Source organism: Streptomyces sp. NPDC102259 (assembly GCF_044766465.1).
Taxonomy (GTDB): Bacteria; Actinomycetota; Actinomycetes; order Streptomycetales; family Streptomycetaceae; genus Streptomyces.
The window spans coordinates 14,861-40,207 of the sequence record NZ_JBIWMA010000040.1; the positions used below are offsets into that span (position 1 = coordinate 14,861).

General features: G+C 69.5%; 25 protein-coding genes and 1 pseudogene. 13 read left to right on the forward strand and 13 right to left on the reverse strand.

The window, feature by feature from the left end:
* The first annotated feature begins 111 nt into the window (after positions 1–111).
* Positions 112–778: pseudogene (locus ACIRPU_RS42205) on the forward strand (prepilin peptidase).
* Here the strand turns inward: ACIRPU_RS42205 and ACIRPU_RS42210 are convergent.
* On the reverse strand, positions 675–1,718 hold the full coding sequence (locus tag ACIRPU_RS42210; protein WP_403877905.1) for a class I SAM-dependent methyltransferase: 1,044 nt from the start codon (positions 1,716–1,718) through the stop codon (positions 675–677). The pseudogene ACIRPU_RS42205 and the gene ACIRPU_RS42210 overlap by 104 nt on opposite strands.
* A 290-nt stretch (positions 1,719–2,008) precedes the next feature.
* Entirely contained in the window at positions 2,009–3,295 is a 1,287-nt protein-coding gene (locus ACIRPU_RS42215; protein WP_403877908.1) for an XRE family transcriptional regulator, read from the reverse strand.
* Between the two features lie 209 nt (positions 3,296–3,504).
* Here ACIRPU_RS42215 and ACIRPU_RS42220 point away from each other — a divergent pair, with 209 nt between their 5' ends.
* Genes ACIRPU_RS42220 through ACIRPU_RS42235 form a run of 4 tightly spaced genes read left to right on the forward strand, consistent with a single transcriptional unit; the run spans position 3,505 to position 7,091 of the window.
* A complete protein-coding gene (locus ACIRPU_RS42220; RefSeq protein ID WP_403877910.1) occupies positions 3,505–4,527 on the forward strand; it encodes a dTDP-glucose 4,6-dehydratase in 1,023 nt (340 codons plus the stop codon).
* Entirely contained in the window at positions 4,520–5,530 is a 1,011-nt protein-coding gene (locus ACIRPU_RS42225; RefSeq protein WP_403877912.1) for an ATP-grasp domain-containing protein, read from the forward strand. Before ACIRPU_RS42220 ends, ACIRPU_RS42225 begins: the two co-directional genes overlap by 8 nt.
* Complete coding sequence (locus ACIRPU_RS42230) at positions 5,527–6,675, forward strand: DegT/DnrJ/EryC1/StrS family aminotransferase (protein WP_403877915.1); 1,149 nt, start codon at positions 5,527–5,529, stop codon at positions 6,673–6,675. Before ACIRPU_RS42225 ends, ACIRPU_RS42230 begins: the two co-directional genes overlap by 4 nt.
* Positions 6,660–7,091: a low molecular weight phosphotyrosine protein phosphatase gene (locus ACIRPU_RS42235; RefSeq protein ID WP_403877918.1), complete on the forward strand. Its 432-nt coding sequence runs from the start codon at positions 6,660–6,662 to the stop codon at positions 7,089–7,091. The genes ACIRPU_RS42230 and ACIRPU_RS42235 overlap by 16 nt, the downstream gene beginning before the upstream one ends.
* Here the strand turns inward: ACIRPU_RS42235 and ACIRPU_RS42240 are convergent.
* The gene (locus ACIRPU_RS42240) at positions 7,045–8,256 is read right to left on the reverse strand and encodes a UDP-N-acetylglucosamine--N-acetylmuramyl-(pentapeptide) pyrophosphoryl-undecaprenol N-acetylglucosamine transferase (protein ID WP_403877921.1); all 1,212 of its coding nucleotides are present in this window, start codon (positions 8,254–8,256) and stop codon (positions 7,045–7,047) included. The two genes, ACIRPU_RS42235 and ACIRPU_RS42240, sit on opposite strands and share 47 nt — an antisense overlap.
* Positions 8,257–8,673: 417 nt before the next feature.
* Between ACIRPU_RS42240 and ACIRPU_RS42245 the strand changes: the two genes are divergently transcribed.
* Positions 8,674–9,417: an SOS response-associated peptidase gene (locus tag ACIRPU_RS42245; RefSeq protein WP_403877924.1), complete on the forward strand. Its 744-nt coding sequence runs from the start codon at positions 8,674–8,676 to the stop codon at positions 9,415–9,417.
* On the opposite strand, the gene ACIRPU_RS42250 is transcribed toward ACIRPU_RS42245, so the two are convergent.
* Both ACIRPU_RS42250 and ACIRPU_RS42255 read right to left on the reverse strand, forming a co-directional pair.
* Positions 9,418–10,440: a DNA polymerase thumb domain-containing protein gene (locus ACIRPU_RS42250; protein ID WP_403877978.1), complete on the reverse strand. Its 1,023-nt coding sequence runs from the start codon at positions 10,438–10,440 to the stop codon at positions 9,418–9,420.
* Positions 10,441–10,445: 5 nt separating this feature from the next.
* The gene (locus ACIRPU_RS42255; protein WP_403877927.1) at positions 10,446–13,898 is read right to left on the reverse strand and encodes a DNA polymerase III subunit alpha; all 3,453 of its coding nucleotides are present in this window, start codon (positions 13,896–13,898) and stop codon (positions 10,446–10,448) included.
* 318 nt (positions 13,899–14,216) lie between these two features.
* On the opposite strand from ACIRPU_RS42255, the gene ACIRPU_RS42260 reads away from it, so the two are divergent.
* Together ACIRPU_RS42260 and ACIRPU_RS42265 are read left to right on the forward strand one after the other, a co-directional pair.
* Complete coding sequence (locus tag ACIRPU_RS42260; RefSeq protein ID WP_403877930.1) at positions 14,217–14,432, forward strand: hypothetical protein; 216 nt, start codon at positions 14,217–14,219, stop codon at positions 14,430–14,432.
* 60 nt (positions 14,433–14,492) lie between these two features.
* Positions 14,493–14,774, forward strand: coding sequence for a hypothetical protein (locus tag ACIRPU_RS42265; RefSeq protein ID WP_403877933.1), 282 nt, complete (start codon positions 14,493–14,495; stop codon positions 14,772–14,774).
* A gap of 307 nt (positions 14,775–15,081) precedes the next feature.
* Here the strand turns inward: ACIRPU_RS42265 and ACIRPU_RS42270 are convergent, their stop codons facing one another.
* Positions 15,082–15,267 carry a hypothetical protein gene (locus ACIRPU_RS42270; protein ID WP_403877935.1) on the reverse strand — a complete coding sequence of 62 codons (186 nt, stop codon included), beginning with the start codon at positions 15,265–15,267 and terminating at the stop codon, positions 15,082–15,084.
* A 270-nt stretch (positions 15,268–15,537) separates the two neighbouring features.
* Between ACIRPU_RS42270 and ACIRPU_RS42275 the strand changes: the two genes are divergently transcribed.
* The gene (locus ACIRPU_RS42275) at positions 15,538–16,452 is read left to right on the forward strand and encodes a Ku protein (RefSeq protein ID WP_403877938.1); all 915 of its coding nucleotides are present in this window, start codon (positions 15,538–15,540) and stop codon (positions 16,450–16,452) included.
* Positions 16,453–16,578: 126 nt separating this feature from the next.
* On the opposite strand, the gene ACIRPU_RS42280 is transcribed toward ACIRPU_RS42275, so the two are convergent.
* Complete coding sequence (locus ACIRPU_RS42280; protein ID WP_403877940.1) at positions 16,579–16,935, reverse strand: hypothetical protein; 357 nt, start codon at positions 16,933–16,935, stop codon at positions 16,579–16,581.
* A 61-nt stretch (positions 16,936–16,996) separates the two neighbouring features.
* Complete coding sequence (locus tag ACIRPU_RS42285; protein WP_403877942.1) at positions 16,997–17,665, reverse strand: HNH endonuclease family protein; 669 nt, start codon at positions 17,663–17,665, stop codon at positions 16,997–16,999.
* Between the two features lie 247 nt (positions 17,666–17,912).
* Between ACIRPU_RS42285 and ACIRPU_RS42290 the strand changes: the two genes are divergently transcribed.
* The 3 genes from ACIRPU_RS42290 (at position 17,913) to ACIRPU_RS42300 (ending at position 20,683) form a co-directional block, all read left to right on the forward strand.
* Positions 17,913–18,560, forward strand: coding sequence for a hypothetical protein (locus tag ACIRPU_RS42290; RefSeq protein WP_403877945.1), 648 nt, complete (start codon positions 17,913–17,915; stop codon positions 18,558–18,560).
* A 143-nt stretch (positions 18,561–18,703) separates the two neighbouring features.
* Positions 18,704–19,879 (forward strand): ISAs1 family transposase, encoded by a 1,176-nt coding sequence (locus ACIRPU_RS42295; RefSeq protein WP_403877948.1) that lies wholly within the window; start codon positions 18,704–18,706, stop codon positions 19,877–19,879.
* 201 nt (positions 19,880–20,080) lie between these two features.
* Positions 20,081–20,683, forward strand: a complete 603-nt coding sequence (locus ACIRPU_RS42300; RefSeq protein ID WP_403877951.1) for a DUF6417 family protein — start codon at positions 20,081–20,083, stop codon at positions 20,681–20,683.
* Here ACIRPU_RS42300 and ACIRPU_RS42305 read toward each other — a convergent pair.
* Both ACIRPU_RS42305 and ACIRPU_RS42310 read right to left on the reverse strand, forming a co-directional pair.
* Complete coding sequence (locus tag ACIRPU_RS42305; RefSeq protein WP_403877954.1) at positions 20,626–21,360, reverse strand: hypothetical protein; 735 nt, start codon at positions 21,358–21,360, stop codon at positions 20,626–20,628. The two genes, ACIRPU_RS42300 and ACIRPU_RS42305, sit on opposite strands and share 58 nt — an antisense overlap.
* A gap of 328 nt (positions 21,361–21,688) precedes the next feature.
* Positions 21,689–22,396 carry an NAD(P)-dependent oxidoreductase gene (locus tag ACIRPU_RS42310; protein ID WP_403877957.1) on the reverse strand — a complete coding sequence of 236 codons (708 nt, stop codon included), beginning with the start codon at positions 22,394–22,396 and terminating at the stop codon, positions 21,689–21,691.
* A gap of 97 nt (positions 22,397–22,493) precedes the next feature.
* Between ACIRPU_RS42310 and ACIRPU_RS42315 the strand changes: the two genes are divergently transcribed.
* Positions 22,494–23,210, forward strand: coding sequence for a TetR/AcrR family transcriptional regulator (locus ACIRPU_RS42315; protein ID WP_403877960.1), 717 nt, complete (start codon positions 22,494–22,496; stop codon positions 23,208–23,210).
* Positions 23,211–23,225: 15 nt separating this feature from the next.
* Here ACIRPU_RS42315 and ACIRPU_RS42320 read toward each other — a convergent pair whose 3' ends face one another.
* From ACIRPU_RS42320 to ACIRPU_RS42330, 3 genes are read right to left on the reverse strand one after another with little or no spacing between them, the layout of a single operon-like run.
* Complete coding sequence (locus tag ACIRPU_RS42320) at positions 23,226–24,074, reverse strand: hypothetical protein (RefSeq protein ID WP_403877963.1); 849 nt, start codon at positions 24,072–24,074, stop codon at positions 23,226–23,228.
* Between the two features lie 34 nt (positions 24,075–24,108).
* Positions 24,109–24,285, reverse strand: coding sequence for a transposase (locus tag ACIRPU_RS42325; protein WP_403877966.1), 177 nt, complete (start codon positions 24,283–24,285; stop codon positions 24,109–24,111).
* A gap of 19 nt (positions 24,286–24,304) precedes the next feature.
* A complete protein-coding gene (locus tag ACIRPU_RS42330; protein ID WP_403877969.1) occupies positions 24,305–24,802 on the reverse strand; it encodes a transposase family protein in 498 nt (165 codons plus the stop codon).
* Positions 24,803–25,347: the final 545 nt, after the last annotated feature.

Genomic DNA, 25,347 nt, shown 5'->3' on the forward strand with positions numbered 1-25,347 from the left:
CCGGCATTTACGCATCGGGCTCCCTGCTGTCCCAAGCGAGGCCGGCCAGCCCCACGCGCACACGCGGCGGAGCTTAGGCTCCGTGCGGTGGAAACGTTCTGGATCACCGCGATGGCCGTCCTGTGGGGTGCAGGCGTGGGCCTGCTCATACCTCGCGCCGCGTACCGGCTCTCGGTGCCGCCCGATGAGCCGTGGCGCGCAGCGTGTCCTGCCGGACATCCCCTTGCCGGGATCGCGGGCGGGTGGCTGGGGCCAGCTCGGTGCGCCGACTGCGACTCTTACGGTCCCAGCGCTGGCGGCCGCCACCGGGGCCCGCCCCGAGCTGGTGGTCTGGCTCCTGCTCGCTCCGGCCGGCGTGCTGCTCGCCGTCGTCGATTTCGCGTCGCACCGGCTACCCGACGTACTCACCCTGCCCCTTGCCGCGGCAGCACTCGTCCTGCTGGGTGTTGCCGCGTTGCTGTCCGGTGCCGATGGAAGCTGGACGTCTGCGCTGCTCGGCTCCCTCATTCTGGGCGCCTGCTACTTTGCGCTCTTCCTCATCAGCAAGGGCGTCGGGTTCGGCGATGTGAAACTCGCCCTCGTCCTGGGCGCTGTCCTGGGCTGGTACGGCTGGGCCATCGTCCTGGTCGGGACCTTCGTCGGGTACCTGCTCGGCGCGCTGTACGGCATCGCTCTCATGCTCGCGGGCCGGGCAGGCAGGGAGACCAGGATCCCGTTCGGTCCGTTCCTTCTCGCTGGGGCGTTCGGCGGGGTGCTCCTGGGCTCCTACACCCCGTGAACCCGGCCGACGGAGTCGGTGAGGGCGCTGGGCCGGCGGCTGTGCTGATGACGCACCGGGTCGGCTTCGTGCTGGCGGCGCGCCCGTACGTACGGGCGGCTGCACGACGAGAGGGAGTCGATGACCGATCAGGCCGGCCAGGCCCCAGGCTCAGGGGCGGCGGCGGGCGATCAGGACGTCGAAGCGCGCATGCTCGATCAGGCCGCCCGCGTCGGCGTGTTCGGTCAGCATGGCGTGGGCCCGCTCCTCGAAACTCCCGCAGCCGGTCCCCGAACAAGGGACGGGAGGCGAAGGACGTCGAGGAGAGGTAGCCGATGACCGTCTGCGGGCTCCAGGGCCGCTCGACCGGGATGGTGTGTTCCTCGACGTCCGTGAAGGCGGACTCGGCGAGGATCTCGCGGTAGGGGCGGTGGTGCGCCGCGTAGGTCTTGTCCTTGCCCGCCCGGTGTTCGTTGCCGGTGTATTCCTGGATCAGAGACCGCAGGGCGTCCGTCCATGCCGAGCGGGCCGTCCAGAGGCTGCCATCTCCCATGACGACGACCACGGCGTCCTTGGCCGTGCAGCCGTCGAGGAGTGACAGTACGGCGGGCTGGTCCATCCAGTGGAACGCGCGGCAGACGGTGACCATGTCGGCCGCCCAGTTGGCGTGGGGCGGGACGAACTGCTCGGCCGGCTTGTTGTGCAGACGGATCGTCGTGTCGGGCAGGCTGGCCAGCGCCTTGTCGGCTTCCGAGAGCATGCCGGGGTCCCGTTCGACGACGTCGATCTCGGCGAAGGCCTCGTGCAGGGCTGCGGGTACTTGCCCCGTTCCCGATCCGAGGTCGAGGAGGACCGGGTGCTGCTTGCCGACGACCGTCAGGCTGAGGAGGCGGACGGCAGCCTCGGGGATGCCGGGCCGGTAGGTGGCGTAGTAGGGGGCGGTGTCAGCGAACTCGCTCATGATGTTCCCTTTTAAGGCCAGGTTGCCCAGCAGCCCCGAGAGCCGGCCGAGCTGACAGTGCAGTTCGGTGCCTCCGGCCCTACGGGGAGCACCTGGCCAGCAGGGCGCGGGCCGCGCGGACCTACCGAAACAGCACCGGGGGGTGCTTGCTGTAGTTGAGGTGTAGTGGTCGGCCTTCGGCGAGTTCGTCGACCAGCAAGCTGCCCTCGGGTTCCGCAGGAGCGCGAGCTGGAGGGACTCTCTGACCGAGGAAGCCCCGCATCGGTGGTCATCAGATCTGCCCCTTCCTGCTACGCGGCAGCGAGCTGGAGAAGTTCTGGAACACCCTGGGCGTCCTGGTAGTGCTGGAAGCGGGGGAGAAGGTCGTCGACAAGTTGTACGCAGCGGGGTGCTCCGATGCGACGGGCCAGGAGCAGGGATTGGGTGGCGGCGTCCGCGGCGGGCTCGGGTTCCTTCAGGTCGAGGTAGCTGGCGGCGCGGTAGGCGAGAAACACTCCGCGGGTCTTGTCCCGGGCCGGGGGCAGCAGGCCTTCGCCTTCGGTGATGAGCTGGTGGGCGCGGGCGATGTCGCCGAGGTTCAGGAGGGCCTGGCCGGAGTCCACGGCGAGATCGGCTTCGGATACCCAGGCGCACCAGGCGGGCCGGTCGGCGCCGGTGTCGCCCAGGTGTTTCTCCGCCGCGGCAAGGGCACGCAGCACGGCGCGCCGTTCGCTCCGGTCGCCCTGTGCGGCGAGGGTGCGGGCGAGGCGTAGCTGGAGCAGGCAGCGGGCGGCGGGGTTCTGGGCGCGGGTCAGGGCGTAGTTGAGGATGTTGGCCGCGGTGGTGTGGTCGCTGCGCCAGGCGGCCTGGTAGGCGAGGTCGCCCAGGAGGCCGGCGCCCATGTCGTGGTCCCCGGCGGCGTGGGCGTTGTGCAGGCCGGCGATCCAGTTCTGGCTGGCGTGGGTGTGGCGGCCCAGGTCGAAGCGGTGCCAGGCGACGGTCTGGGACAGGGAGGCCGCCAGGGTGTGCAGACGTAGCCCGAGGGCGGGTGTGTAACGGCCGTGTTCGAGCAGTTCGGTCACCGTGGACAGGTGGGCATCGAGCAGCGTGGCGGTGTGCTGTCGCTGCTCGGTGGCGTGACTGGCCAGTTGCTGGGTGGTGTTCTCCAGGAAGGCGACGAAGTCCTCGCCGATTGGTTTGCCGGCGCGGGCCTGGGCGAGCGCGCTCGTAGGGCCGGCGGCCCAGTCCGCAGCCAACGCGGACAGGGCGGCGCCGGAGATCGTAAAGAAGGTGCGGCGGTCCATCGCTGTTCGCAGGGCCTCTCTAAGAGCGGACACAGAGCTGTGGGGTCCGAGCGCGACCACGCCGTCGGCAGTGAGCGGCAGCCAGTTCGGCCAGTCGTCGGCACGGACGACGTCCGCGGGCCAGCCGAGCGCTTCGGCGATGTAGATCTGCGATTCCTCGTTGGGTTCGACACCGCGCTGCCATTTACGCACCCGCGCCTCGTCCGTGCCTGAACGCAGACCGCGCCGGGCGGCAGCAGCACGGACGCCTGCGGCGAGATCCCGCTCGGACATGCCGGCGGCGACGCGTGCCACAGCGAGAGGGTGACGGTGGGCCTTTTCCACCTCTCCATCCAATCACCCTATGCACTCGTCCGGTGACTTCCTGGCAAGGCGGGACCTCCCCGGGACCTCCCTCAACCGGTCGACTGAGTCGAACAGTTGAGCCCAACATCGTGTTACTGCAGCACCCGGCAGCAGCACTTCTCGAGGTGTCGTCTGCCGTCGGCATGTGAGGAGGCACTATGCGGACCGTGCTAGTCACAGGAGGTGCGGGCTTCATCGGCTCGCACTTCGTCAAGCGTCTTCTGCGCTGTGAGGACATCGCCAGAATCACCGTCCTGGACGCCCTGACGTACGCGGGGCACGTAGAAAACCTCGGCAAGGCGTTCCTTGATCCGAAGATGGACTTCGTCCAGGGCAACATTCTCGACGCCGATTTGGTGGACCACCTCGTGGCCCAGCACGACCACGTCGTCCACTTTGCCGCTGAGTCCCACGTCGACCGCTCCCTGTACGAGGCGGGTAACTTCCTGACCACGAACGTGCTGGGCACCCGAACGCTGTTGGATGCCGCCTGGCGGCTGGGAGTGGAGAAGTTCGTCCACGTCTCCACCGACGAGGTGTACGGGCCGCTGCTCACGGGGGCGGCGGACGAGTTGGCACCGCTGCGGCCGACTGTGCCCTATGCAGCGTCGAAGGCAGCCAGCGACCTGGTGGCCATGTCGTACTTCCAGACCTACAGCGTGCCGGTGTGCATCACGCGCTCGTCGAACAACTACGGCCCCTGTCAGCACCCAGAGAAGATCATCCCCCTGTTCCTGACCCGGCTACTGAAAGGCGAGCCGGTCACCCTCCACGGCCAGGGCCAGCACGTCCGTAACTGGCTGCACGTGGAGGATAACTGCGCCGGGATCGAACTCGTCCTGCGCTCGGGCTCGCCGGGTGAGGTGTACAACATCGGCGGCGGCACCGACCTGTCCAGCAAGGAACTGACGGGCGAGCTGTTGCGGATCTGCGGAAGCGGCTGGGACAAGGTCAGGTACATCCCGGACCGGCTGTCCAACGACCTCAGGTACGCCATGGACTGGTCGAAGCTCGCCGCCCTCGGCTACCAGCCCACCCAGGCCCTCCAGGCCGGCCTCGAAGAGACCGCTGACTGGTACCGCCGCAACCCCGACCGGTGGGCGCCGCTCTCGCGCAGCCCGCTGCCCGCGTTGCCCTCGCCCCGCGTTGCCCCGTCTCACCAGGAGCACCAGCATGCCTGACCAGACCCCGCCGCGCCGGATTCTCGTTACCGGCGTCGGAGCCAACCCCGGCTTCGGCCTGTGCCGCAGCCTCCTCCGCCTCGGCCACCAGGTCATCGCCGTCGACGCGAACCCGCTCGCGCCCGGCCTGCAGTTAGACGACGTCGTGCCCCGCGTGATCCCGCGTGCCGACGACCCCCACTACCCGGACACGGTGGCCGGACTGTGCCGCGATCTCGCCGTGGACGCGATCGTGGTCGGCATCGAGAACGACCTGCCGCCGCTGCTCAACCTGCGGCCCCGCCTGGAATCCGACGGCGTACGCCTGTGGCTGCCGGACGACGAATCGGTACGCAACTGCATCGACAAGGCTCGCTTCCACCACGTCCTCACGCAACACGGCATCCCGACTCCCCGTACCTGGAGCCCGGGAGATCTGGAGCTGCTGCCCGCCGACGCCCCGCTCGTCGTCAAGCCGCGCGGGGGTCACGGTGCGCAGAACGTGCACATGGTGACGTCGAGCCGGCACGCCCGCCTGCTGTGCGAGCTGGTCCCGGCCCCCATCGTGCAGGAACGCGTCTACGGCACCGAGTTCACCGCAGACTGCCTCGTCGACCGCGACGGGCGCACCTCGGCGATCCTGCGCCGCCGCGACCTGGTGAAGGCCGGACTCGCCGCCGTCTCCACCACGTTCGAGACCGCCGCGGTGCGCGACCTGGTCGTGAAGACACTGCACGCCGTCCGCGCGGCCGGGCTGTGCTGCGTACAGGGCTTCGTCATGGCGGATGGCTCGGTCACCATCACCGAGCTGAACGTCCGCGTGGCCGGCGGATTCCCGCTGACCGAGGCCGCCGGAGCCGACCTCGCCGGCCAGATGGTCAACGGCCTGTTCGGCCTGCCCGTCGACCACGACCGGCTCACGTACCGCACCGGCGTGTTCCTCACGAACTACGTCGAAACGCTCCGCGTCGGCGACGCCACCGAACTCGCCTTCGCCACCGCATCGAAAGGAACAGGATCGTGACCACCTCTACGGGGCCCGACGCCAGGCGCAACGCCAGCCCCTACCTGTACGGGCAAGAGGCCGCCGCGGTGGCCGAGGTCCTGCAGTCCGGGCAGTACGGGCACACCGACGTCACCGAGGAGTTCGAGCGCGAGGTCGCCGCCTTCCTTGGCGTGGAGGACGCTGTGGCCGTCGCCTCCGGCACCGCGGCCCTCCACACCGCCCTGCTTGCCGCTGGGGTCGGCCCGGGCCGCGAGGTGATTGTCCCGTCCATGACGTTCTGCGCAACAGTCCAGGCGATTCTGGCCGCCGGCGCCACCCCGCGCTTCGCAGACATCGACCCCGCCACGCTGTGCGTGACCGACCAGCTCCTCATGGAAGCCGTCGGCGAGGGCACGGCGGCCGTCATACCGGTGCTGTTCGGCGGCCGAGCCGTCGACCTCAGCCCCATCCGGGACGAGCTGACCGAGCGGAACATCGCCGTCATCGAGGACGCCGCACACGCCTTCGGCTCCCGCAACGGACACAACAAGGTCGGCGCGACCGGTGACCTGACCTGCTTCAGCTTCGGCCCGATCAAGAACCTCACCTGCGGCCAGGGAGGCGCGGTCATCCCCCGCACCCGCAAGGAAGCCGACACGATCCGCCGGATCCGGCTCCTCGGCGTCGTCCAGTCCCAGGCCGAACGCGCGAACATCACCAGCTACCGCGTCGAAGGCTTCGGCCTGCGCTACCAAATGTCGTCCATCAACGCCGCCATCGGCCTGGCCCAACTGCCGCACATGGCCGACATCGAGCACACCCGCCGCACCTTGTGGCAGACCTACGAGCGCGCGCTCGTCGGCCTGGACGGCGTGACGCTCGTCGACGTCGACACCAAGCACTCCGTGCCCCATCTGTGCCAGGTCCGCGTGCCCCACCGCGACCAGGTGTTCGCCGAGCTGCGACACCAGGGCATCGGCGTCGGCGTCCACTACCCGCCCAACCACCTGCAGCCCGCCTTCGCCGCCTGGCGGCGCCCCCTGCCGGCCACCGAGCAGGTCGGCCGGGAGATCCTGACGCTGCCCTTCCACCAGCACCTCACCGACAACGACATCGACCAGGCCGTCACCGCCCTCCGCCAAGCCCTCAAGACCGCTGGAGCCGCATCATGCGCAAGCTCCTGACGGTGTGCCTGGGAAACTACTGCCGCAGCCCGTTCGCCCAGATCGCACTGGCCCACAGGGGCGGCCCGGACATGCGGGTCCGCTCGGCCGGGCTGATCGGGAAGTGGCAAGACCAGCCCGCCAACGAGTCCATGGTCAAGGCGGCTCGGCGTCTGGGCCACGACCTCACCGGGCACCGCGGGCAGCAGATCACCCTGGACATGCTCGACTGGGCGGACGCCGTCCTAGCGATGGACGCCTCGGTCCTCGACACGGTCCGGGCGATCTGCACTCAGGCCAACGAGCCCAAGCTCGCCCTGTACCTCGGCAACCGCGACGTCCCCGACCCGATGGGGCAGGACGACGCCGCGTTCAACGACTGTGCCGTCCTCATTGAGGCCGGGACGGCTCTCCACGTCGGTCGGCCGAGCCAGTAACCGGCTGGCTGGACGCGGCGGACAGGATCTCGTCCACGAGCCTGTCCGCGGCGTCCGGACGGCCGTAGGCACGGGCCCGCTCCGCCATCGCCCACCGAAGGTCGGCATCGGCCAAGAGCGGGCCCAACGCGTTCCGCACCTGCTCCGCCGTCACAGCGCCTTCGAGCGCGACCGCGGCCCCGGCCTCCTGCAGATGCCGCGCGTTGTGCGCCTGCTCGTTGCCCGCCGACGACGCCAGCGGAACAAACACCGCCGGCTTGCCCAGCAAGGTCAGCTCCGCCAGCGTCCCTGCACCGCTGCGGGAGATCACCACATCCGCGAGCGCCAGCACATCCGACAGCTCCGGCCCGACGAACCCGGCCAGGTAGTACCGGCTCGCGAGCTCAGCGGGCAGCCCGGCCGCCCGCACCCGCAGACCCTCGACATTGGCTGGCCCGCACTGGTGCACCACGTTCGCCTGCTGCAGAAGCCACGGCAGCACCTCGCCGACCAGCTCATTGATCTGCTGCGAGCCCTGCGCGCCGCCGGTGACATACACGGTCGGCAGCTGCCGCTCGAAACCCCACAACTGCAGCGCCTGCACAGCCCTGTCCGCAGTCCCGGACAGCACTTCCGGCCGGACCGGGTTCCCCGTCACCACGGCGACCTGCCGCGCCGACTCCGACAGCAGCTCAAGCGTCGACTCCGACGACACGCAGATCCGAGCCGCCGACGCCGCCAGCTTTCGGTTCGCCAGCCCCAACCTGACAGTCTGCTCGTGCAGCACCAGAGGACGACGGCACATCCGCGCAGCCAGCCCGGCCGGGACCGCCACATAGCCACCCGTCGCCAGCACCACATCCGGCCGGAAACCGTCGATCGCCTTCCGGGCCTGCATCACCCCGAGCGGCACCCGCGCCATATCCCGCACGTTCGCCGGCGATGCCAGCTTCAGCGGGTTCTTTGAACGGCGGATCTTGCCCGTCACCACGCTGGTAAACGGGATGCCTTCGGCCGGAGCCACGCGCGCCTCCAGACCCTCTGCTGTCCCGATCCACAGCGTCTCGAGCGCCCTGCCCTCGGCAGCGAGCCGGGCCTGCAGAGTACGTACGGCGGTCAGCGCCGGGTACGTGTGTCCACCAGTGCCGCCGCCCGTGACGACGAGACGGAAAGAGGCGCTGTTCATCGGGGGCCGCTCCAAATCTGGCGGATATCAGACGAGTCGTCACAGTAGCGGCTGCGGAACACCCTCTCGCCCGCCACGCACGAATCCGCGCCACTCGTCGTCCCGAACGAAGCCCCTTCCTCGCCCCGACCTCACCCGCCTACCAAGCGCTTTGGCGACGGGGCCGAGTCCTTCGTGCGGGCATCGGGCCCCATTTAGTGGATCTGGGCTGCTCTCATGGAAGTGGGGCGAAGTGGGGACCGCTGCCCCTTCGTGTCGGGTCGGTGTGTCGAGCTGGAGATGCTCGAAGCGCAGACCTGCACCTTCTTCTCCAAGGACGTGTAATCAGTGTTCCTTTGCCCTACCCGTCCGGTCGGCGCGCCGAGCGGACCCGAATGGTCGGTGACGGCCCCCGGCCACCGATGGCACAGTGGCGGCATGTGCGGCCGATACGTATCCACCCGCAGCCCTCAGGACCTCGCCCGGCTCTTCCACGTCTCCGACCCGCCTCCCGAGGAGACGCTCGCACCGAGCTGGAACGTTGCCCCCACCGACAACGTGTGGGCCGTCCTCGAGCGAGCACCCCGCGACAGCGACAACGGCACCGAAGTCCTGCGGGAGCTGCGCACACTGCGCTGGGGGCTGGTGCCGTCCTGGGCCAAGGACGTGAAGATCGCCTCCCGCATGATCAATGCACGGGTGGAGACCGTGCATGAGAAGCCCGCCTACCGCCGCGCGTTCACCCGCCGCCGCTGCCTGCTGCCCGCCGACGGCTTTTACGAGTGGGAACAGATCAAGGACCCCGGCACCGGAAAGACCCGCAAGCAGCCCTACTTCATCCACCCCGAGGATGACCAGGTGATGGCCCTCGCCGGCCTCTACGAATACTGGCGCGACCTGGCCGTCAAACATGACGACGACCCGGACGCCTGGCTGATGACCTGCACCATCATCACCACCGAAGCCACCGACGCGGCTGGCCGCGTCCACCCCCGCATGCCGCTCGCCCTCACCCCTGACCACTACGACGCCTGGCTCGACCCCACCCACCACGATCCCCACGACCTGCGCGCCCTCCTCGGACAGCCCGCGGGCGGCCACCTCGACGCACGCCCCGTCTCCACCACGGTCAACAACGTCCGCAACAACACCCCTCACCTCGTCGACGAGGCCACCAGCTAGCTAGGCGCCTTCGCTGGAACCCCGCCGGCCGGAAGCGTGGACTGCGAGGGCCGCTGGATAGATCACGTTGTGTCCGTACTGGGACCGGGCGCGGTCGGCCACGGCTTCGAGCGCGAGAGGCTTGTCGTCGCCCTGGTCGAGGGTGAGCTGCCGGGTGGCCTGCTCGTCAGGGCGTAGGGCATCGGCGCGCAGGGCGATGCTACGGACCCGGGCGCGCTGGAGCCCCAGGGAGTCATAGATCGCATACGCCGCTCGGGCCAGCGGGACGGTGTGGTGGGTGGCTTCGCTCAGGGTGCGGCTGCGGCGGGTGGCGCTGTGGTCGGCGTAGCGGACGGTGCAGGTCAGCCCGGCGGCAACCTGGCCGGAGTCGCGCAGGCGGGCGCCGAGCTGGTCGGCGAGAGCGAACAGGGCCCGCCGGTGCTGGGCGGGATCGAGTTCGTCGCGGGTGAAACGGTGCTCGGCACTGATGCTCGCCGGCGCCGGGGTGGGATCGACGGTCGTAGTGTCGCGGCCGCGGGCACGCTCGTGCAGGGCACGCCCGGCCCGAGCGCCGAGAAGGCGCTGAAGAGTGAGCTGGGGGACGTCGGCGATGTCGCCGACGGTGTGCAGCCCGTACTCGGCGAGGGTGGCCGCAGCTTTCGCGCCTACGCCGGGCAGTTCCCGGACGGGACGGGGCCGCAGGAAGGCGGTGATCACCTCGGGGGAGTCGTCGATGACGGTGCGCCGCCCGGGCCCGGTGAGCGCGCAGGCCATCGCAGCGAGCATCCGGTTCGGCGCCACGCCCGCCGAACTGCGCAGGCCAAAGAAGGCGAGCGTCCGCAGCTGGACCAGTTCGGTCACGCTGCGGGCGTCACGCTTCCAGTAGAGGAGTGCGCCGGTCAGATCGAGGACAGCCATGTCGGGTTCGATCAGTTGCACGCGGGGCGTGAAGTTCTCCAGCAGACGGCGCAGACGCTCGGGGAGTTCCGGGTCCGGGTCGGCCGGGAGGATGAAGCGCAGATGGAGGATGCAGCGGCCGCTCATATCGGTCACCCGGCGCTTCCTAGGGAGCGGTGGCCGAGCCGTCGCAGGTCGGCGGAGCGGGTGCCGGCGGGCTGGAGGTCGGCGTAGGGGTGGAGTCGGGCGCCGGCGGTGCCGTCGGCGAGCGTGCGCTGCGGCGCGGCCGGCTGGGCCGGGGTGGGTGCCGGGCCGGTCTGGCCGAGGAGGTCGAGGGCAGCCTGGGGGCCGTGGTCGCGGCGGGCGGCGGCGACCTCGTCCAGGTCCCAGGCCCTCTCGCCGACGACGGTGCGGCGCGGGCCGCGGGCCTCGACGGTTCCGCGCACCAGCAGCAGGCCGGAGTGGAACACGGTGTGCGCGCAGGCCTCGTGGGAGTCTTCGAAGAAGGCGATGTCGACCAGGCCGGAGCCGTCCTCGAGCGTCGTGAAGATGACGCGCTTGCCGGACGGGATCGGCGGGGTCTGCGTGGAGGCCCGCACGCCTGCGACGAGAACCTTCTGCCCCGGCACCATGCGACGCAGGTGGGCGGCGTCGGTCGCGCCGAGCTCACGCAGCAGCCGGTGGTGGTGCTCCATCAGATGCCGGCTCACGTCGATGGACAGGGTGTCGAGCTCGGCGCCGAGCTTGTCGCGACTGGTCATGTCCGGCAGCCCGCTCGGCTCGGCGGTCACCAGCTCGCCACCCAGCGGCAGCTGCCCGTCGGTGGTAGCGCGGTTGCGCAACTGCCTGTGCAGTTCGGTGGCCTGCAGCAGCAGGTCCCGCCGGGTCAGGCCGGGGGAGAGGGCCTCGAGGGCGCCGATGCGGATCAGGCGCTGCGCGACCGGCAGCGACGGGCGGTCCCGCAGCCACAGGTCCTGAAGCCCGGTGTAGGGCTGGCCGGCCACCAGACGGGCGGTCTCCGCCTCGCTGATGCCCTTGATCGCGGAGAAGGCGAGCCGCACGGCCCAGCCCTGTTCGGTCTGCTCGACGCTGTGCTGGGTGCGGGAGCGGTTGACGTCGACGGGCAGGACGGGCACGCCGTGGCGGCGGGCGTCTGCGACGATGACCCGGCGCGGCCACATCCCCGGATCGTGCTCCAGCAGCCCGGCGTACAGGTACGCCGGGAAGTGCGCTTTCAGATAGGCGGACTGCAGGGCGGGGACGGCGAAGGCGACCGCGTGGGCGCGGCAGAAACCGTATGCGCCGAAGGAGGAGATGATCTCCCACACCTCGTCCAACACGACTTTGGTGTATCCGCGCTCGCCGGCCGTGCGCCGGAACCAGGTCTCCACCTTCGGCAGCCGGTCGGGGTCGGCCAGGGCCCGGCGGGCGACGTCGCCGGCGGCGCGGTCACAGCCGGTCATCTTCGAGAGGATCGCGATGATCTGTTCGTGCCAGATGACGACGCCGTAGGTGTCGTTGAGTACCGGCTCCAGGTCCGGGTGCGGATACGTGGGGGCGGCGCCGTGCCGGGCGGCGATGTAGAGCGCGGGCATGCCGCCTTGTACGGGGCCCGGCCGGAACAGCGAGATGTCGGCAACGACGTCCTGCATGTGCCGGGGCTGGAGGCGGCCTACCAGGTCCTGCTGGCCGGGGCTCTCGAGCTGGAAGAGACCGATGGTGTCCGAGGCCCGGATCATCTCGAAGGCCCGCTGGTCGTTGAGGTCGACGTGGTCGGGATTGTCCAGGTCGATCGCGCGGCCGGTCGTGCGGCGGATCTCGGCGACCGCGTACGCCATCGCCGACTGCATACGCACCCCGAGCACGTCGAGCTTGAGCAGCCCGAGGTCTTCGACGTCCTCCTTGTCGGCCTGCACCATCGCGTAGCCGGCCGGCGTCGGCTGCACCGGCAGCCGGTCCAGAAGCGAGGCGTTAGACAGGATCACGCCGCACGGATGCATGGCGTAGCCGCGGGGGAGGGCATCCAGGCCTTCGGCGAGTTCCCACAGTGGTCCGAACTTCTTGGCCTGCGCGGCGAGCTGCCGCAGCTCCGGCAGTTCGGCCAGGGCGGAGCGGATGTCGCGTGCACGGATGTGCGGGAAGCTCTTGGCGACGTCGCCGATGACCTGGGGCGGGATTCCGAGAGCGAGCCCGGTGTCGCGCAGGGCGTGCCGGGCCCGGTAGGTCTCGGGCATGCCGGTGACCGCGGTCCGCTCCTTACCGAACCGCTCGATGATCGCGTCGTACACCTCCAGGCGCCGCTCCGACTCCACATCGAGGTCGATGTCCGGCAGCGACGTACGCCGCTCACTGAGGAACCGCTCGAAGAGCAGCCGGTGCTCCAAGGGGTTGGCGGTGGCGACGAACAGCGAATGGTTGACCATGCTCCCGGCGCCGGAGCCACGCGCGGCGACCCGGATCCCGAGCGCCCGGGTGTCCGCGACCACCTGGGCCACGGCCAGGAAGTACCCCTCGAAGCCCAGACGGCCGATGACGTCCAGCTCGTAGTCGAGCTGCTGTAGGGAGCGCTCATCGCGGTCCAGGCCGCGGGCGACCATGCCGGCCTCGCACCGCTGCCGCAGCAGCCGCATCGCCGAACCGCACTCGGCGGTGGCGCCGACGAGGGACGGTTCGGGGAAGTGCGGCCGCCCCAGCCCCAGGTCTGCCGGGGTGAGCGTGCACGACTGGCCGGTGGCCGCGGTCTCGGCCAGCAGCCGTCCGGCCCGGGTCCGGTCGTCGCCGACAACCTGGGCGATCCGCTCGGCCCCCGCGGCCATGACGGCCGGGTCCTTCAGCCACCGCTCGCCGCCGTCCAGCCGACGACCGTCGACTGGCCGCAGCAGGCGGGCCGCGTCCAGGACATCGGCCAGCCGGTGCTGGCCGGGATCGACGTAGCGGACCGCGTTCGTCAGCACCACCCGCACCCCGAGCTGATCGGCCAGGCCCACGGTCCGCGCGGCCAGCCGAAGCGAACCCGCACCGGTGCCCTGCCCGCCCAGATACACGCTCTCCAGCCGCAGCCGCTCCCCGGCCAGCTCCCGCCACGGCGCGAGCAGCCGCTCGGCGATGTCGGGGCGGCCCGCGGACAGCGCGCGCACCGGCTCGGAAGCGGGACCGAGCAGCACCACCAGGTCCTCGCCGGCGTACTCGCGCAGAGCCGGCCAGGACACGACGGGCAACGCGCCGCCGGCTTCGGCATGCGCGGCCGACACCAGGCGGCACAGCCGCGCCCAGCCAGCCGCGTTCTGTGCGAGCAGGGTGATCCGCAGCGGTGGCTCGATCACGTGCGCGCCACCGCGTGCAGGCGTACGCGGCCCTCCGGCAGACGGGCCGGGAGCGGTGAGCGGGGCGACGGCTACGTCGACACCGAAGATGGGGCGGATGCCGGCAGCCGCGGCGGCTTTGGCGAAGCGGACGGTTCCGGCGACGGTGTCCCGGTCGGTCAGCGCGAGCGTCGTCATCCCACGCTCAGCGGCCCGCTGGACCACGGCCGCGGGAAGGGAAGCGCCGTAGCGGGCGGAGTAGCCGGATGCGACGTGCAGATGAGTAAATCCACGGCCCCACACCTCCAGCCTTTCGTTTGTCCCTCCCTGGCCTGTGACCTCTCCAGGTATCCACCATAACGCTTAATCGCGCAACTGTTCGATTGAGGAGATGGCGCCACCCGCCCCTCGAATGGGACCAAGCTGACCTCCGAGCAGGGATCAAGCCTTGCCTGCGCCGTGCGCCCCATGCTCGTAGGTGGGGAGGCAATCCCCGGAGACGCACCCTCAGGTCCAGCTGCTCCTGGGCGTGGGGGCCTGGAGAGGCATCCCACACTTTGGTCACGCGCGACGGCGAGGAGGGATCATCGACAGACGGGCGCGTATCGAGGGAAGGGCACAATGAGGACTTCGTATCTCGTCCGGTTGAGGTTCGAGTCTGACGGGCCGGCCGTGGAAGGCGAGTGGGCGCTGCCGGGCCCCGCTGAGGACCGGTACACGGAGTGGATCGGGCTCTACACCAAGGACCCGAAGGTCGAGGTCCACCTCATCGAGAAGACGGGCGCCCGGGAGCGGATGCTTCGGACACGGACGGCGCAGGGCGAGAACACGCCGTAGGACATGCGCGTCCGGCGAGGTGTCGGAACCTCCGGCACGGCCGACATAGGATCCGTCGTCGTGGCACACACATACGAAGAACTGGTGGAGATGCAGAGACTGGCCGACGAGGCGCACAGCCGGGTCCTGGATCTGGGGGACACCTACGGCCGACCCACGGCGACGCCGTGGACTGCACAGCAGACCGAGACATACGAGACGGCCTGGCAGCACTGGCGGGATCTGGCCACGCAGGCCCAGGCCGCCGTCACCGCCCACGCCAAGGAGCAGGACAAGCCCCGCTTCGGCATCGAAGCTGCCGTGCGGGCCCAGGCCTGGCATCCGGAGCAGGCCGCAGCGTAGAGCGGCAACCGCTGCGTCGCCAGCTCGTGCGGAGACGCAAGCCGCCGGCACCGCCGGGTGGGCTCAACCGCCGACGACGAATACCGCGCTCGCCGAGGATGGAGCTGCGCGACAGCAGTCCACCCCTGCCACGAAGCAGGGAAGACGAAGGACGCCGCTGAAGGCGCGCGCCGCAGCCCCTTACCCTGTCGTACGGCACGCGTCTTTGTGGCGAAGTCCGGCCAGAGCGTGCACGCTGCCGGGAGGAGGGTCCTGGTGCGACGCTTACGTCCCCTGACCGCCCCGCGCGCCGCTTGAGTTCCCTGCGTTAGCGCCGCGGTTTGGGGAGTTCCCCAGGCTTGACGGTCACGATCTCCACGCCGGTGCAGCCAGCGGTCTCAAGCGCGGCCTTCTGCTGCTGGGCGCTGGGCTCGTCATAGGCGACGGCGGAGCCGCGGGGCATGCCGTCGGTGTCGGTCCAGGTGAGTCCGAAGTTCTGCATGGTGATCGCCATGAGGGCATCTTCGCTGGTGGCACTGACATCGCATACTTCCGGCCGCGGTCTATCCCGCTGGCTGGATTGTGGTGCATGGTGTGCCGGTGGGATCCCGCTTCGCCCCCGGGTGGATCCCCCTTGCTGGGCCCTGCCGTCCCGTGGGCGGCGGGGCCCGCCGCGCCTCCCGGCTCCCCACGGGAGGCATACGGCTGCCCGGGTTCAGCTGGTGCGGGCGGCGCGCACCCCTCGTAGGCTCGAACTGCTCGGGGCCTGCTGCGGAGGTGTGCCATGCCCCGAACCATCTGGTCCGGCGCCATCAGCTTCGGCCTGGTCACCGTCCCGATCCACGTCCAGTCCGCCACCGAAGACCACTCGATCCGCTTCCACCAGTACCACCTCGAGGACATGGGCCGGATCCGCACCCGCAAGATCTGCGAACTCGAGGACCGCGAGGTGTCGAACACCGAGATCGGCAAGGGCTACGAGTACGCCAAGGACCAGACCGTCGCCATCAGCGACGACGAACTGCGCGACCTGCCCCTGCCGACAGCGAAAGCCATCGAGATCGACGCCTTCGTCGCAGCCGACGACATCGACCCCATCCGGATCGGTGAGGGCTACTACCTGTCTCCGGACGGGCAGGTCGCGGCGAAGCCCTACAAGCTGCTCCGCGAGGCGCTGGCGCGCTCGTCGAAGGTGGCCATCGCCAAATACGCATGGTCCGGGCGCGAACGGCTCGGCATGCTGCGGGTCCGCGGTGACGCCATCGTCCTGCACGCGATGCACTGGCCCGACGAGATCCGCGACCCCACCGAGCTCCTCCCGGAGCCCGTGGACGTGTCCGAGGAGGAGATCAAGGGCGCGCTCGCGTTGATGGAGTCCATGTCCCGCGACGACCTCGAAGGCGACGACTTCAAGGACACCTACACCGAAGCCATGGAGAAGATCATCGAAGCGAAGCGGGAGGAGAAGCCGCTGCCCGAGGTGCCCGAGCCGGAGAAGCCGGGCCGGGTCCTCGACCTGATGGCCGCGCTCGAGGAATCCGTGTCCAAGGCGAAAGCCTCCCGCGGCGAGAACGCAGACGTGCACGAACTGCCGAAGCCGAAGAAGAAGACGGCTGCGAAGAAGACCACGGCGAGGAAGCAGCCGGCCAAGAAGAACGCGGCGAAGAAGACGAGCGCGCGGCGGCCCCGGAGCGCATGAGTCGCCCGCCGGTGACAAGCGTGGGCAGGGCACCTCGCCAGGATCAACAGCCACCGGCGTCGGCCTAGCCTGCTTCCGCTCAGAGGGGCTCATCGCGTTCTGACCAACGACCTTGCGCTCCCCTGGTCAGCCCTCCGTACGGATCCCCTTGAATCCTGGCCCCAGCCCCCGCCGCCGGGAACGCTGTGCGGAACGCCGCGGGTCCGGCACTTCCGCTGTGGCCGATGCGCTTTGGTCGTCGCCGAGTCCTAGCTGTCGGCGTGCATTGGCAGTGGCGGCCGTCACCGGCGCGAGGGCGGCCGCGCTGTCCGGCCCGAGTGCGGACAGCGCTCCGGCGAGGGTGTCGATCGCGTCCAGGGCGTCGTCCGCGGCCGCCGGGCTCCAGCTCTCCGGCCCGGTGGAATCGGCGAGGTGGCAGGCGCTCTCGGCCGCCGTCTCGGCATAGTGCTCCACCCCGGGCATGGCGTTCGGCGACAGTTTCACGCCCGTCCAACGATTCTCAGGTGGAAAAGATCACCAACAGTGCCGACGGCTTCTGCTCGAGTCAGCGGGCTCGGACGACTTCGATGACCGTGTCCGGGCAGTCGTCGAGGGCTTCGGTGAGCACGGCCTGTTCGGTGGGGTCTACGGCAAGGCTCCAGCGGGTTTTGACGGTGATCCAGTCGGTGGCGTACGTGCAGCGGTAGCCCTGGGCGGGTGGCTGCCAGGTGGCCGGGTCCTGGTCGGCTTTCGACCGGTTGCTGGTGGCGGAGACGGCGATGAGGGCGCGGGGGTCGTCGAGGTCGTTGGCGTAAGCCTGGCGTTCGGCCGGCGTCCATCCGGAGGCGCCGGAGTCCCAGGATTCGGCGAGGGGGACGAGGTGGTCGATGTCGAGGGCCCGGGCCTGGGTGAAGGCGGTGTCGTCGTACGGCGAGTACCAGGTGCCGCCGCTCAGCGTGCAGTTGGCTCCCTGTTCGGGCGCGGTGACGGCTTCCTCCAGGAGGACCTCGTTGCGCGTGCTGCAGCCGTCGCGGTCGGCGTCGATCCAGTGCCGGAACTTGGTGCGTTCGTATCCGGTGCGGTCCTCGTCCTGCACGGTGAGCGCGGCCAGGGCGTCGCGGACCGGGAGAGTGAGGGTGTCACCCGGGGCATGCCGAAGCGATGCCGGATCGGGAGAGACAGCGTGGGCGGTGGGGGCGAGCAGGGCGGCGAGCGCGGACAGCGCTGCGGCCATCACGCTGGCAGTGCGGGGGGCGCACGGAGACGGGTCCTCTCGAAGATCACAAACCGGTTGGTGATCTTCGTAGTGGCCGTGTCGGCAGGGCTTCGGCGTAGTCGCATGACGTCCGGTTCGTGATCATTCGAGGCCGAGGGGGGCGAGGGTCGCGGGCGTTACGGCGGAGCCCGGCCGCGATGTTCTTTACTCCGGCAGTGCGTAGGGCTCCGACGGCGAGGTTGCGCCAGGTGGAAGGCCACCTGACGTGGGCATGATGCAGGGCAGGGACAACACCTGCACATTCAGGGGGCGCATGCTAAACAGCATCAAATACAACCTCAGGCGGAGAGATTTCACCCAGGGATGGTTCTGGGTGGAGGTGTTCGACGCGGTGTCCGACTTCATGCGGTCCCGCTCGGTGTGGGTGGTAGTGGGCAGCGCGGGCACATTCCTCAGCGCCCTGGCCGGGTTGGTGTACTACTGGTCGCGCCCGCCCTCGTTCGCGGGCTATGCCGTCGTCCAACTCGCCTGCCTGGTCTGCCAGGCGGTAGCCCTGATCCCAGTCGCGTGGCCGGGACGGGCGGCGACGCCACGGGACGTCGGCGATTTTTCCGATCTCCACCAGAACCTGACGGTGGCTACCGTCTGCGGTTCGTGGATCATCGGTGTGTTCCCGGGCGAGTTCCTTCTCATGTTCCTCGACGTGGACACCAGCAGGCCACCGTGGGCCGCCCTGTTCTTGTCGGGGATGGCCCTCATGATGGCCTGCATAGCGGGCGGGATAACCGGGATATTCCTCTCCGCCAAGGTGAGCACACAGCTCCGCGAAGCGGCCGGGCCGCCGGGCGGGCCCGACTGGGGGGACAGCGGAGACAGCGCCGACGTGGACTCGGGCGGCTTCGACGTCGACTGACCGGCCCTGCTTCCAGGGCTTCGACGTTGTCGTGTGGGGCCCGGTTCATGGCGGTCTGTCAGCTCGGTGGTACCCGGAACGTGGCAGGCACGAGCTTCGAAGATCATGGAGTTCTCTACGCCCCGTGATCCGAGCGGAAGACCGTGCCTGTCGACGCATCATCGCTGATCCCGCGTGCCCTTGATCAGCTCCGCGAGCATCCCGAGGTCGTATCCGACGAGGTCCCGCGCCTGCTGGAGCGGCTGGCCGAGGTGCCCGACCCACGAGACCCACGCGGTGTACGGCACGCTCTGGTTGCCGTGCTCGCGCTGACCGCGTGCGCAGTTCTGGCGGGGGCGACCTCTGTGCTGGCAGTCAGCGAATGGATCGCCGACGCCCCGCCACACATCCTGGAGCGCCTCGGCATACACCTTGACCCACTGTTCCCGCAGCGGCTCCTGCCTGCGGAAACGACGGTCCGGCGGCTGTTGGCCCGCATCGACGGCGACGCGCTGGACCGGGCGGTCGGGCGATGGCTCGCCGACCGCTGCCCGAAGGCGACCGGGCTGCGCGGCCTCGCAGTGGACGGCAAGAGCCTGCGCGGCGCGGCCAGGGCGAAGGGCCGCAAGATCCATCTGCTCGCCGCACTGGAGCACGCCACCGGCCTGGTCCTGGCCCAGCTGGACGTCGGCGAGAAGACGAACGAGATCACCTGCTTCCAGCCGCTGCTGGATACCGTCGCCGCAGGAACCGTCGTCACCAGCGACGCGATGCACACCCAGCGCGAGCACGCCGATTACCTCCTCGGCCGCGGCGCCTACTACATCGTGATCGTCAAGGGCAACCAGAAGAAGCTGCGTCGGCAGCTCAAGTCCCTTCCCTGGAAAGACATCCCGCTTCAGGGACGCACCCGGGGCATCGGCCACGGCCGCTCGGAGATTCGCCGGATCAAGGTCGCCACCGTGAACAGCCTCCTCTTCCCCGGAGCCCGCCAGGCCGTCCAGATCAAGCGCCGCCGCACCGACCGCAAGACCGGCAAGACCACCGTCAAGACGGTCTACGCAGTCACCAGCCTGACCGCCGAGCAGGCCACCGCGGCCCAGCTCGCCGAACTCGTCCGCGACCACTGGAAGATCGAGACCCTGCACCATGTCCGCGACACCACCTTCGCCGAGGACACCTCCCAGCTGCGGACCGGCAACGCGCCCCGCGCGATGGCCACCTGGCGCAACCTCGCCATCGGAGCCCTCCGCACGGCCGGAGTAAAGAACATCGCAGCCGGCCTTCGCCACAACGCCCGCGACCCTCGCCGCCCCCTCGCACTCCTCGGCCTCGGATGATCACGAACCGGACGTCATGCGACTACACCGAAGCCCTGGCCGTGTCGGCGTCGTGACGGCTGTTCGGCTCAGGGTTCACCCGCGTGGTGAGCAAGTCACACGATCGCATGAGATCAGCAGCGAACACCTCGAGCACTTCGGATGGTGCGGCACGCTCGTGGCGGTCGTACGGCCGGCCGTACGACCGCTGTCGATGACGGTATGGGGTGCAGGGTGCAGGGAGATAGGACGCTCGAGGCGCTCAGGGCAGTCTGGGCCGCCGCGAAAGAGGCCGAGCACGGCTGGGTACTGGACACTGCGGCCCCGTCGCCGCAGCGCAGTGCGCGTGCTTTGGCGGGAGAGGGACTGGTGGAAACAGCCGACCGGGAGACACGTGCGGAGTTGTCGGCATGGGAGGGCCGTCCGGTTCGCTGGGCGGTCCGCTTGTCAGCGACCGGGCACGACCTACTCGCCTACGCCGGCGTCCGGCCGACTCCGACGCACCTGGGGCCGGGGCCGGGGGAGCGGCTGGTAGAGCTGGCGCCCTCACAGATGACAGCACTGCGGGTGTTCGTCGGACTGGCGGGTGAGCTGAAGTCACCGCCCGCGACAGGCCTTGACGAGCAGGTCCGTACAGCCGTGTACGACCGGGGTGCGAGGCGGTGGCGGCTGTATCTGACGCAGGTGCAGATGGAGTCGGTGGCGTACGGGTTCTGGCTGCACCGGCTAACCGGTTCCGCAGCAGAGGCCAACCGCTTCAGCCGCGACTATGGCGCCCTGTACGTCCCCGGATCGGAGAAGAAAAGTTCGACTGCTATCTCCTGATGGTGCCAGCAGTGCGAGCTTGGATCAGTACCGGCGGCGACCGACGCAACACTGCGCGGCCCGCGCCGGCTCTCACAGCAACCCTGACGAGGGACAGCGGGAGCCCGATGACCGCATCCGCGCACCTGCGGACCGTCACCGATCGCACCACAGGAAAGGTGCTCTTCGTGCGCCCGCGCTGCAGGCACCGCCCGCCACCGGCCCGAATGCGCCAGCGCCCCGACCAGCAGGTGCGCATGCCCGCCCACCGCCCACTCCTCCGGCGGGTCGGGCAGCTCCAGCCAGTCGAACTGGATCTCCTCGCCCGGCGGATGGGCGATCACCGCGACGTCCCGGCCTGTCGAGGCCTTGCACGGCTCGCAGTGCGGACGCACCTGATAACGGCGAAGCGCGCGGGTGAAGGTGGAATTGGCGCCCGCATAACCGAGTGCGGTGACCTTGTCGAACAGGGTGGACGCCCACAGATGTGGGTCGTCCGCCAGCCGCTGCCGGCAGTAGTCCAGGAACGGCACGAACGCGTCCGAGGGCCGACGCCGACAACCAGGGACCCGCTCACCGTTCAGATAGGCACGGATCGTCTTGCGGTCCCGGCCCAGATGCCGGGCGCTCGCCGAGATCGTCCACCCCTGCCGACGCAGCGCATGAGCATCCACGTCTTCCTCCCTGGTGTAGCTCACGCAGGCTTTCCGGACGCACCGCCCCCACCCCGACACGCCGAGCAAGATCGCTCAAAGCGCCCAACGGGATCACACAAAAGGTGGGGAGATCAACAGAGCAGGTTTGCCCCGTCCCTGAGCACCGGGTGGGGAAAATCAAGGTTCTGGCCGCAGTTGCGTGATGGCTACGGACACATGCGGATCCGCCACGTAGCTGGACCGGCAGCACCTATCTGGGTACATGCCACAGTGCCGGTAAGCTGACCAACCGGGTTTTGGCTGAGATGGACGTCGCCCTTGCCCGTGAGGGAGTTCATGAGATCCCCCACGGGGATGTGGGCTGCGGCTCTCAGTAGCCGATGGTGAAGCGGCGCTGGACGAAGCGAGGCAGCTCCGCCTCATCGATCAAGGCGATGGCCGTGTCCTCCACCGAGATGCGGCTGCGGCCGTCAGCGTCCAGGACCCGCTGGTCGCCGCCGATCCTGAAGCGACCGGTGCGCTCGCCGGGAGCGATCTCCTCTGCGGGGCTGAAGTAGGTCCACAGCCGGTTCGAGGTTCGCAGGACGTTCAGGGCGTCGCGGTGGCCGCGTACCGCTGCGCCGTATTCGCGGGGCAGTCCAAGCTGGTCGAGGGCGGCGTGCAACAGCTCGTCGGAGTCTGCGAGCACGACGCCCGGTTCGATTTCGAGGCTGCCGGCCCCGCCGATCACGATGAGCCGGGTCTGTGGGTGGCTCTCCAAAGCCTTCAGCAGGGCCCGTGCCGCCGCGGCGTAGACGGTGGGGTCGGCGATCGAGCGCCGGACGGTGTCCGCGAAGTCCTTGGCCGCGTTGCCCGGCTGGAATCCGCTGATCAGGACGTCGAGTCCGGGCAGGAGGCCGGCGATGCTCTTCGGGTCCAGGACGTCGACGCTCGTCCAGGTGATGTTGTCCCGACGCTCCTCGTGCTGCGCCTGAGCGGCGTCCCGACTGAACGCCTTGACGTGGTGGCCCCGTTCGAGGGCCTCGGCGACGACCCTGCTGCCGATGGTGCCCGTGGCTCCGATGACTCCGATGTGCATGATTCTCCCCTGTGCATGCAGACGTGGACGCCACCAAAGGTGACGCCGTGCAGAAACTATACGCTGTGAAGTAAATGGACGCTGTAGAGTTCTTGTTGTGACAGTTGCGGGAACCAAGGGAAGACGCGAGCGGCTACGGGCCGAGACCACGGCCGACATCAAGAAGGTGGCCCTCGCCTTGATGGCCTCGGGCGGCCCGGACGCCATCACACTTCGGGCCATCGCCCGTGAGATGGGCATGACCGCCAACGCGATCTATGGCTACTTCGCGACCCGGGACGACCTGGTCACCACGCTCATCAACGACGTGTACACCGCCCTGGCCGACGCCGTGGACGCCGCCTGGGAGGCTGCCCCCGCCACGGATCCCGCCATTCGCATCACAGCATGGGCCACCGCTTTCCGGACCTGGGCCCTGGTGAACCCCCAGGGTTTCCGGCTCATCTACGGCGACCCTGTCCCCGGCTACCGCGCCCCCGAAGGCGGCCCCGCCCCGGATGCCGCGCGCCGGGTCTGCACCGGCCTCACCGCCCTCGCGGCAGCCGCATGGCCGCACACCCAGCATCTCTACGAGGACAGCGCCTTCGGCTGGTCCGACTTCGACCCGGGGCTCCTCGACAAGGTGCGGCCCGCATTCCCCGACTTGCCGCCCGCAGCCGTCGCCCTCGCCCTGCGTATCTGGGGACACCTGCACGGCCTGGTGTCGCTGGAGGTCTACGGCCACATGCACACCCAGACCACCAACCCGGAGAAGCTCTTCCAGGAGGAACTCACCCAGCTCGTACAGGTGCTGGGCGTCCCGCGTCAGAGTTGAGCCCCCGAAGCACCGTCAGGCTCCCCGAACTACGGAATCGGGCATGCCCAAAGCGTGCGGGATAGAGACGTTCGCAGCCCTGGTCGCAGTGCCGTGATGCTCATGGCAGAGACCGGCGGTGACGGCGTCGAGGTCCTGGCGGAGGAAGCCGGCGAAGCCCTTCATGGGCTTGGGTGCGTCCTGTTCGGCCTGTCGGATCCACGCCAGCAGGAGGTATCCGCGCTGGTGGCGGACCAGGTCGGTGAAGGCGCGGGCGAGGTCGCAGGCCCGGGTGATGTCCGGGCAGGCGAGCCGGATCTGTAAGAGGCGCTCGTTGTGGCTGACGGTGAGGGTCTCGCGGGGCCTCATGATCCAGGAGGTGATCTTGCGGGGGCTGGGGACGTCGGCCCGCACCGGTTCGGCGGTGCCCGCGCGAAGGGCAGCGAGGTGCTTGCGGACGACCTGGCGGCTGCCGCGGTAGCCGCGGGCCTGGATCTCCAGGAACATCCGGGTGCCGCTGACCTGGCCCTGCGCCTCGGTGAAGCGAGCGTTCAGGTATGCCTTGAACGGCTCCAGGACGCCGTTGGGGCGGCGTTCCCGGGCCGAGACAAGCAGCTGGTCGAGATCGGTGTCGCGGAAGCGGCGGACCGTCTTGCGATCGATGTTCAGGCGTCGGGCGATCGCGCTGATCGTCCAGCGTTTCTCCAGCAGGCGGTGGATGTCCTCGTAGCGATGGCGGGTGCGCTCAATGATCTGCGTGCGGGGCAGTTCCGTGGGCGGTAACAGCGTCGGGGCCACCTCGGGTACTTCGGCCACTTCGCTCGCCGACTCTTCCTCGACGCGTTTGCGCAGGCAGTCGCGGTGCTGGTGGCAGGTCTTCTCCACCGCGGCAGCCAGGTTCTGCAGCAGGTGCCAGCGATCAGCGACTTCCAGAGCATCGGGGGGCAGCTTCCCTGACCGCCTTGGTGTAGGCGGTCGCCCGGTCCCGGCAGATGACCTCCGCGCCGGGATGCTCGGTGAGCCAGGCCGCGAACGTCTCGGAGGTGCGATCGGGCAGCACGTCCACGACCCGGCCGGCCTCTACGTCGACCAGCACGGTGCCATAGGTGCAGCCCTTACGGAAGGCGAAACTCGTCCACCCCCAGCACCCGCGGGGCACGGTCCGGTACTGTCGGGGCCGTCAGCAGCCTGAGCAGCCGCGTCCGGCCCGCGGTCAGCCGCAGCCGACGGCACAGCCGGGCGGCAGGACGGCCTCCGAGCTCGATCGCGATCGACCGCAGCCAGCCCGCCAGCCCGGTGCTGGAACGGCGGTAGCGCGCCGACAGCCCCCGTACCTGCTCGACGAATGTCGTGCGGGAACAGCTCTTCCGGTCGCAGAAGTATCGGCGTACCCGCAGCCGGACGATGACCCGGCGCGATCCCAACGGCCGCTCATCCAGGGTGCGTTGATACGCGCTGTGTACGCGGCGGGCCTGCTTGCGGCAGTTCGGGCACCGGCCTGGACGGGCCGTCGACACCGCCTCCACCACCAGGATGCCGGAGGAGTCGTTCACCCCCTGCACCCGCACATCGATCCCGGGAAACAGCACATCCTCAATCGTCTTGCTCGCCACGGCAGGAAGTACGCTGCCGAAACGATCCCGCGTTCTGACCGCTGGCCTGGGGATTCACGGAACTGCGGACAGAGCCAAAATCAAATATCGCCATCAACGGCCGCCATCGCGATGTTCATTTTCCTGTGGGGCCGCAAGCGGCTTGTCTGACATCCGGGCGATCACGGAAACCGGGCAGTGGAACGGAGACAGGCAGGGACGGGTTCAGTGCCACTGACTTTGCCGTGGCATGCAGCGCGCAGCGCCGGCGCGCTACGGGTCGCCGAGGCAGGGCCGCCTACCGACGGCGGGAAGGCTGTGTGCACGCCGTCCGCAAGAAGCCCCGCCGCCAACCGGCCGGTGAGCCAGAGTCAGCCTCGCTGTCCCGGGCGGTCCTACGGCCGCCCGAACAGCCATGTGGGGTGGTATTAGCTGTCAGCAGTCCTGGGGTGTCATGGACGGCATCGTGTCGGTGGATGTGCGGGTGATGAGTTCGATGGGGTGGTGGCGTTCGGTGGGGGCTTGTGCGGTGCCGGTGAGGAGGTCGGTGAGGAGTTCGACGGCTT

Coding starts and splice junctions, on each gene's coding strand:
- ACIRPU_RS42210 (WP_403877905.1), bottom strand. CDS start 1,718: ATGAGCGAGTTCGCTGACACCGCCCCCTACTACGCCACCTACCGGCCC.
- ACIRPU_RS42300 (WP_403877951.1), top strand. CDS start 20,081: ATGGGGTGCAGGGTGCAGGGAGATAGGACGCTCGAGGCGCTCAGGGCA.
- ACIRPU_RS42310 (WP_403877957.1), bottom strand. CDS start 22,396: ATGCACATCGGAGTCATCGGAGCCACGGGCACCATCGGCAGCAGGGTC.
- ACIRPU_RS42220 (WP_403877910.1), top strand. CDS start 3,505: ATGCGGACCGTGCTAGTCACAGGAGGTGCGGGCTTCATCGGCTCGCAC.
- ACIRPU_RS42285 (WP_403877942.1), bottom strand. CDS start 17,665: ATGGCCGCAGCGCTGTCCGCGCTCGCCGCCCTGCTCGCCCCCACCGCC.
- ACIRPU_RS42250 (WP_403877978.1), bottom strand. CDS start 10,440: ATGAGCGGCCGCTGCATCCTCCATCTGCGCTTCATCCTCCCGGCCGAC.
- ACIRPU_RS42240 (WP_403877921.1), bottom strand. CDS start 8,256: ATGAACAGCGCCTCTTTCCGTCTCGTCGTCACGGGCGGCGGCACTGGT.
- ACIRPU_RS42235 (WP_403877918.1), top strand. CDS start 6,660: ATGCGCAAGCTCCTGACGGTGTGCCTGGGAAACTACTGCCGCAGCCCG.
- ACIRPU_RS42260 (WP_403877930.1), top strand. CDS start 14,217: ATGAGGACTTCGTATCTCGTCCGGTTGAGGTTCGAGTCTGACGGGCCG.
- ACIRPU_RS42245 (WP_403877924.1), top strand. CDS start 8,674: ATGTGCGGCCGATACGTATCCACCCGCAGCCCTCAGGACCTCGCCCGG.
- ACIRPU_RS42275 (WP_403877938.1), top strand. CDS start 15,538: ATGCCCCGAACCATCTGGTCCGGCGCCATCAGCTTCGGCCTGGTCACC.
- ACIRPU_RS42270 (WP_403877935.1), bottom strand. CDS start 15,267: ATGGCGATCACCATGCAGAACTTCGGACTCACCTGGACCGACACCGAC.
- ACIRPU_RS42225 (WP_403877912.1), top strand. CDS start 4,520: ATGCCTGACCAGACCCCGCCGCGCCGGATTCTCGTTACCGGCGTCGGA.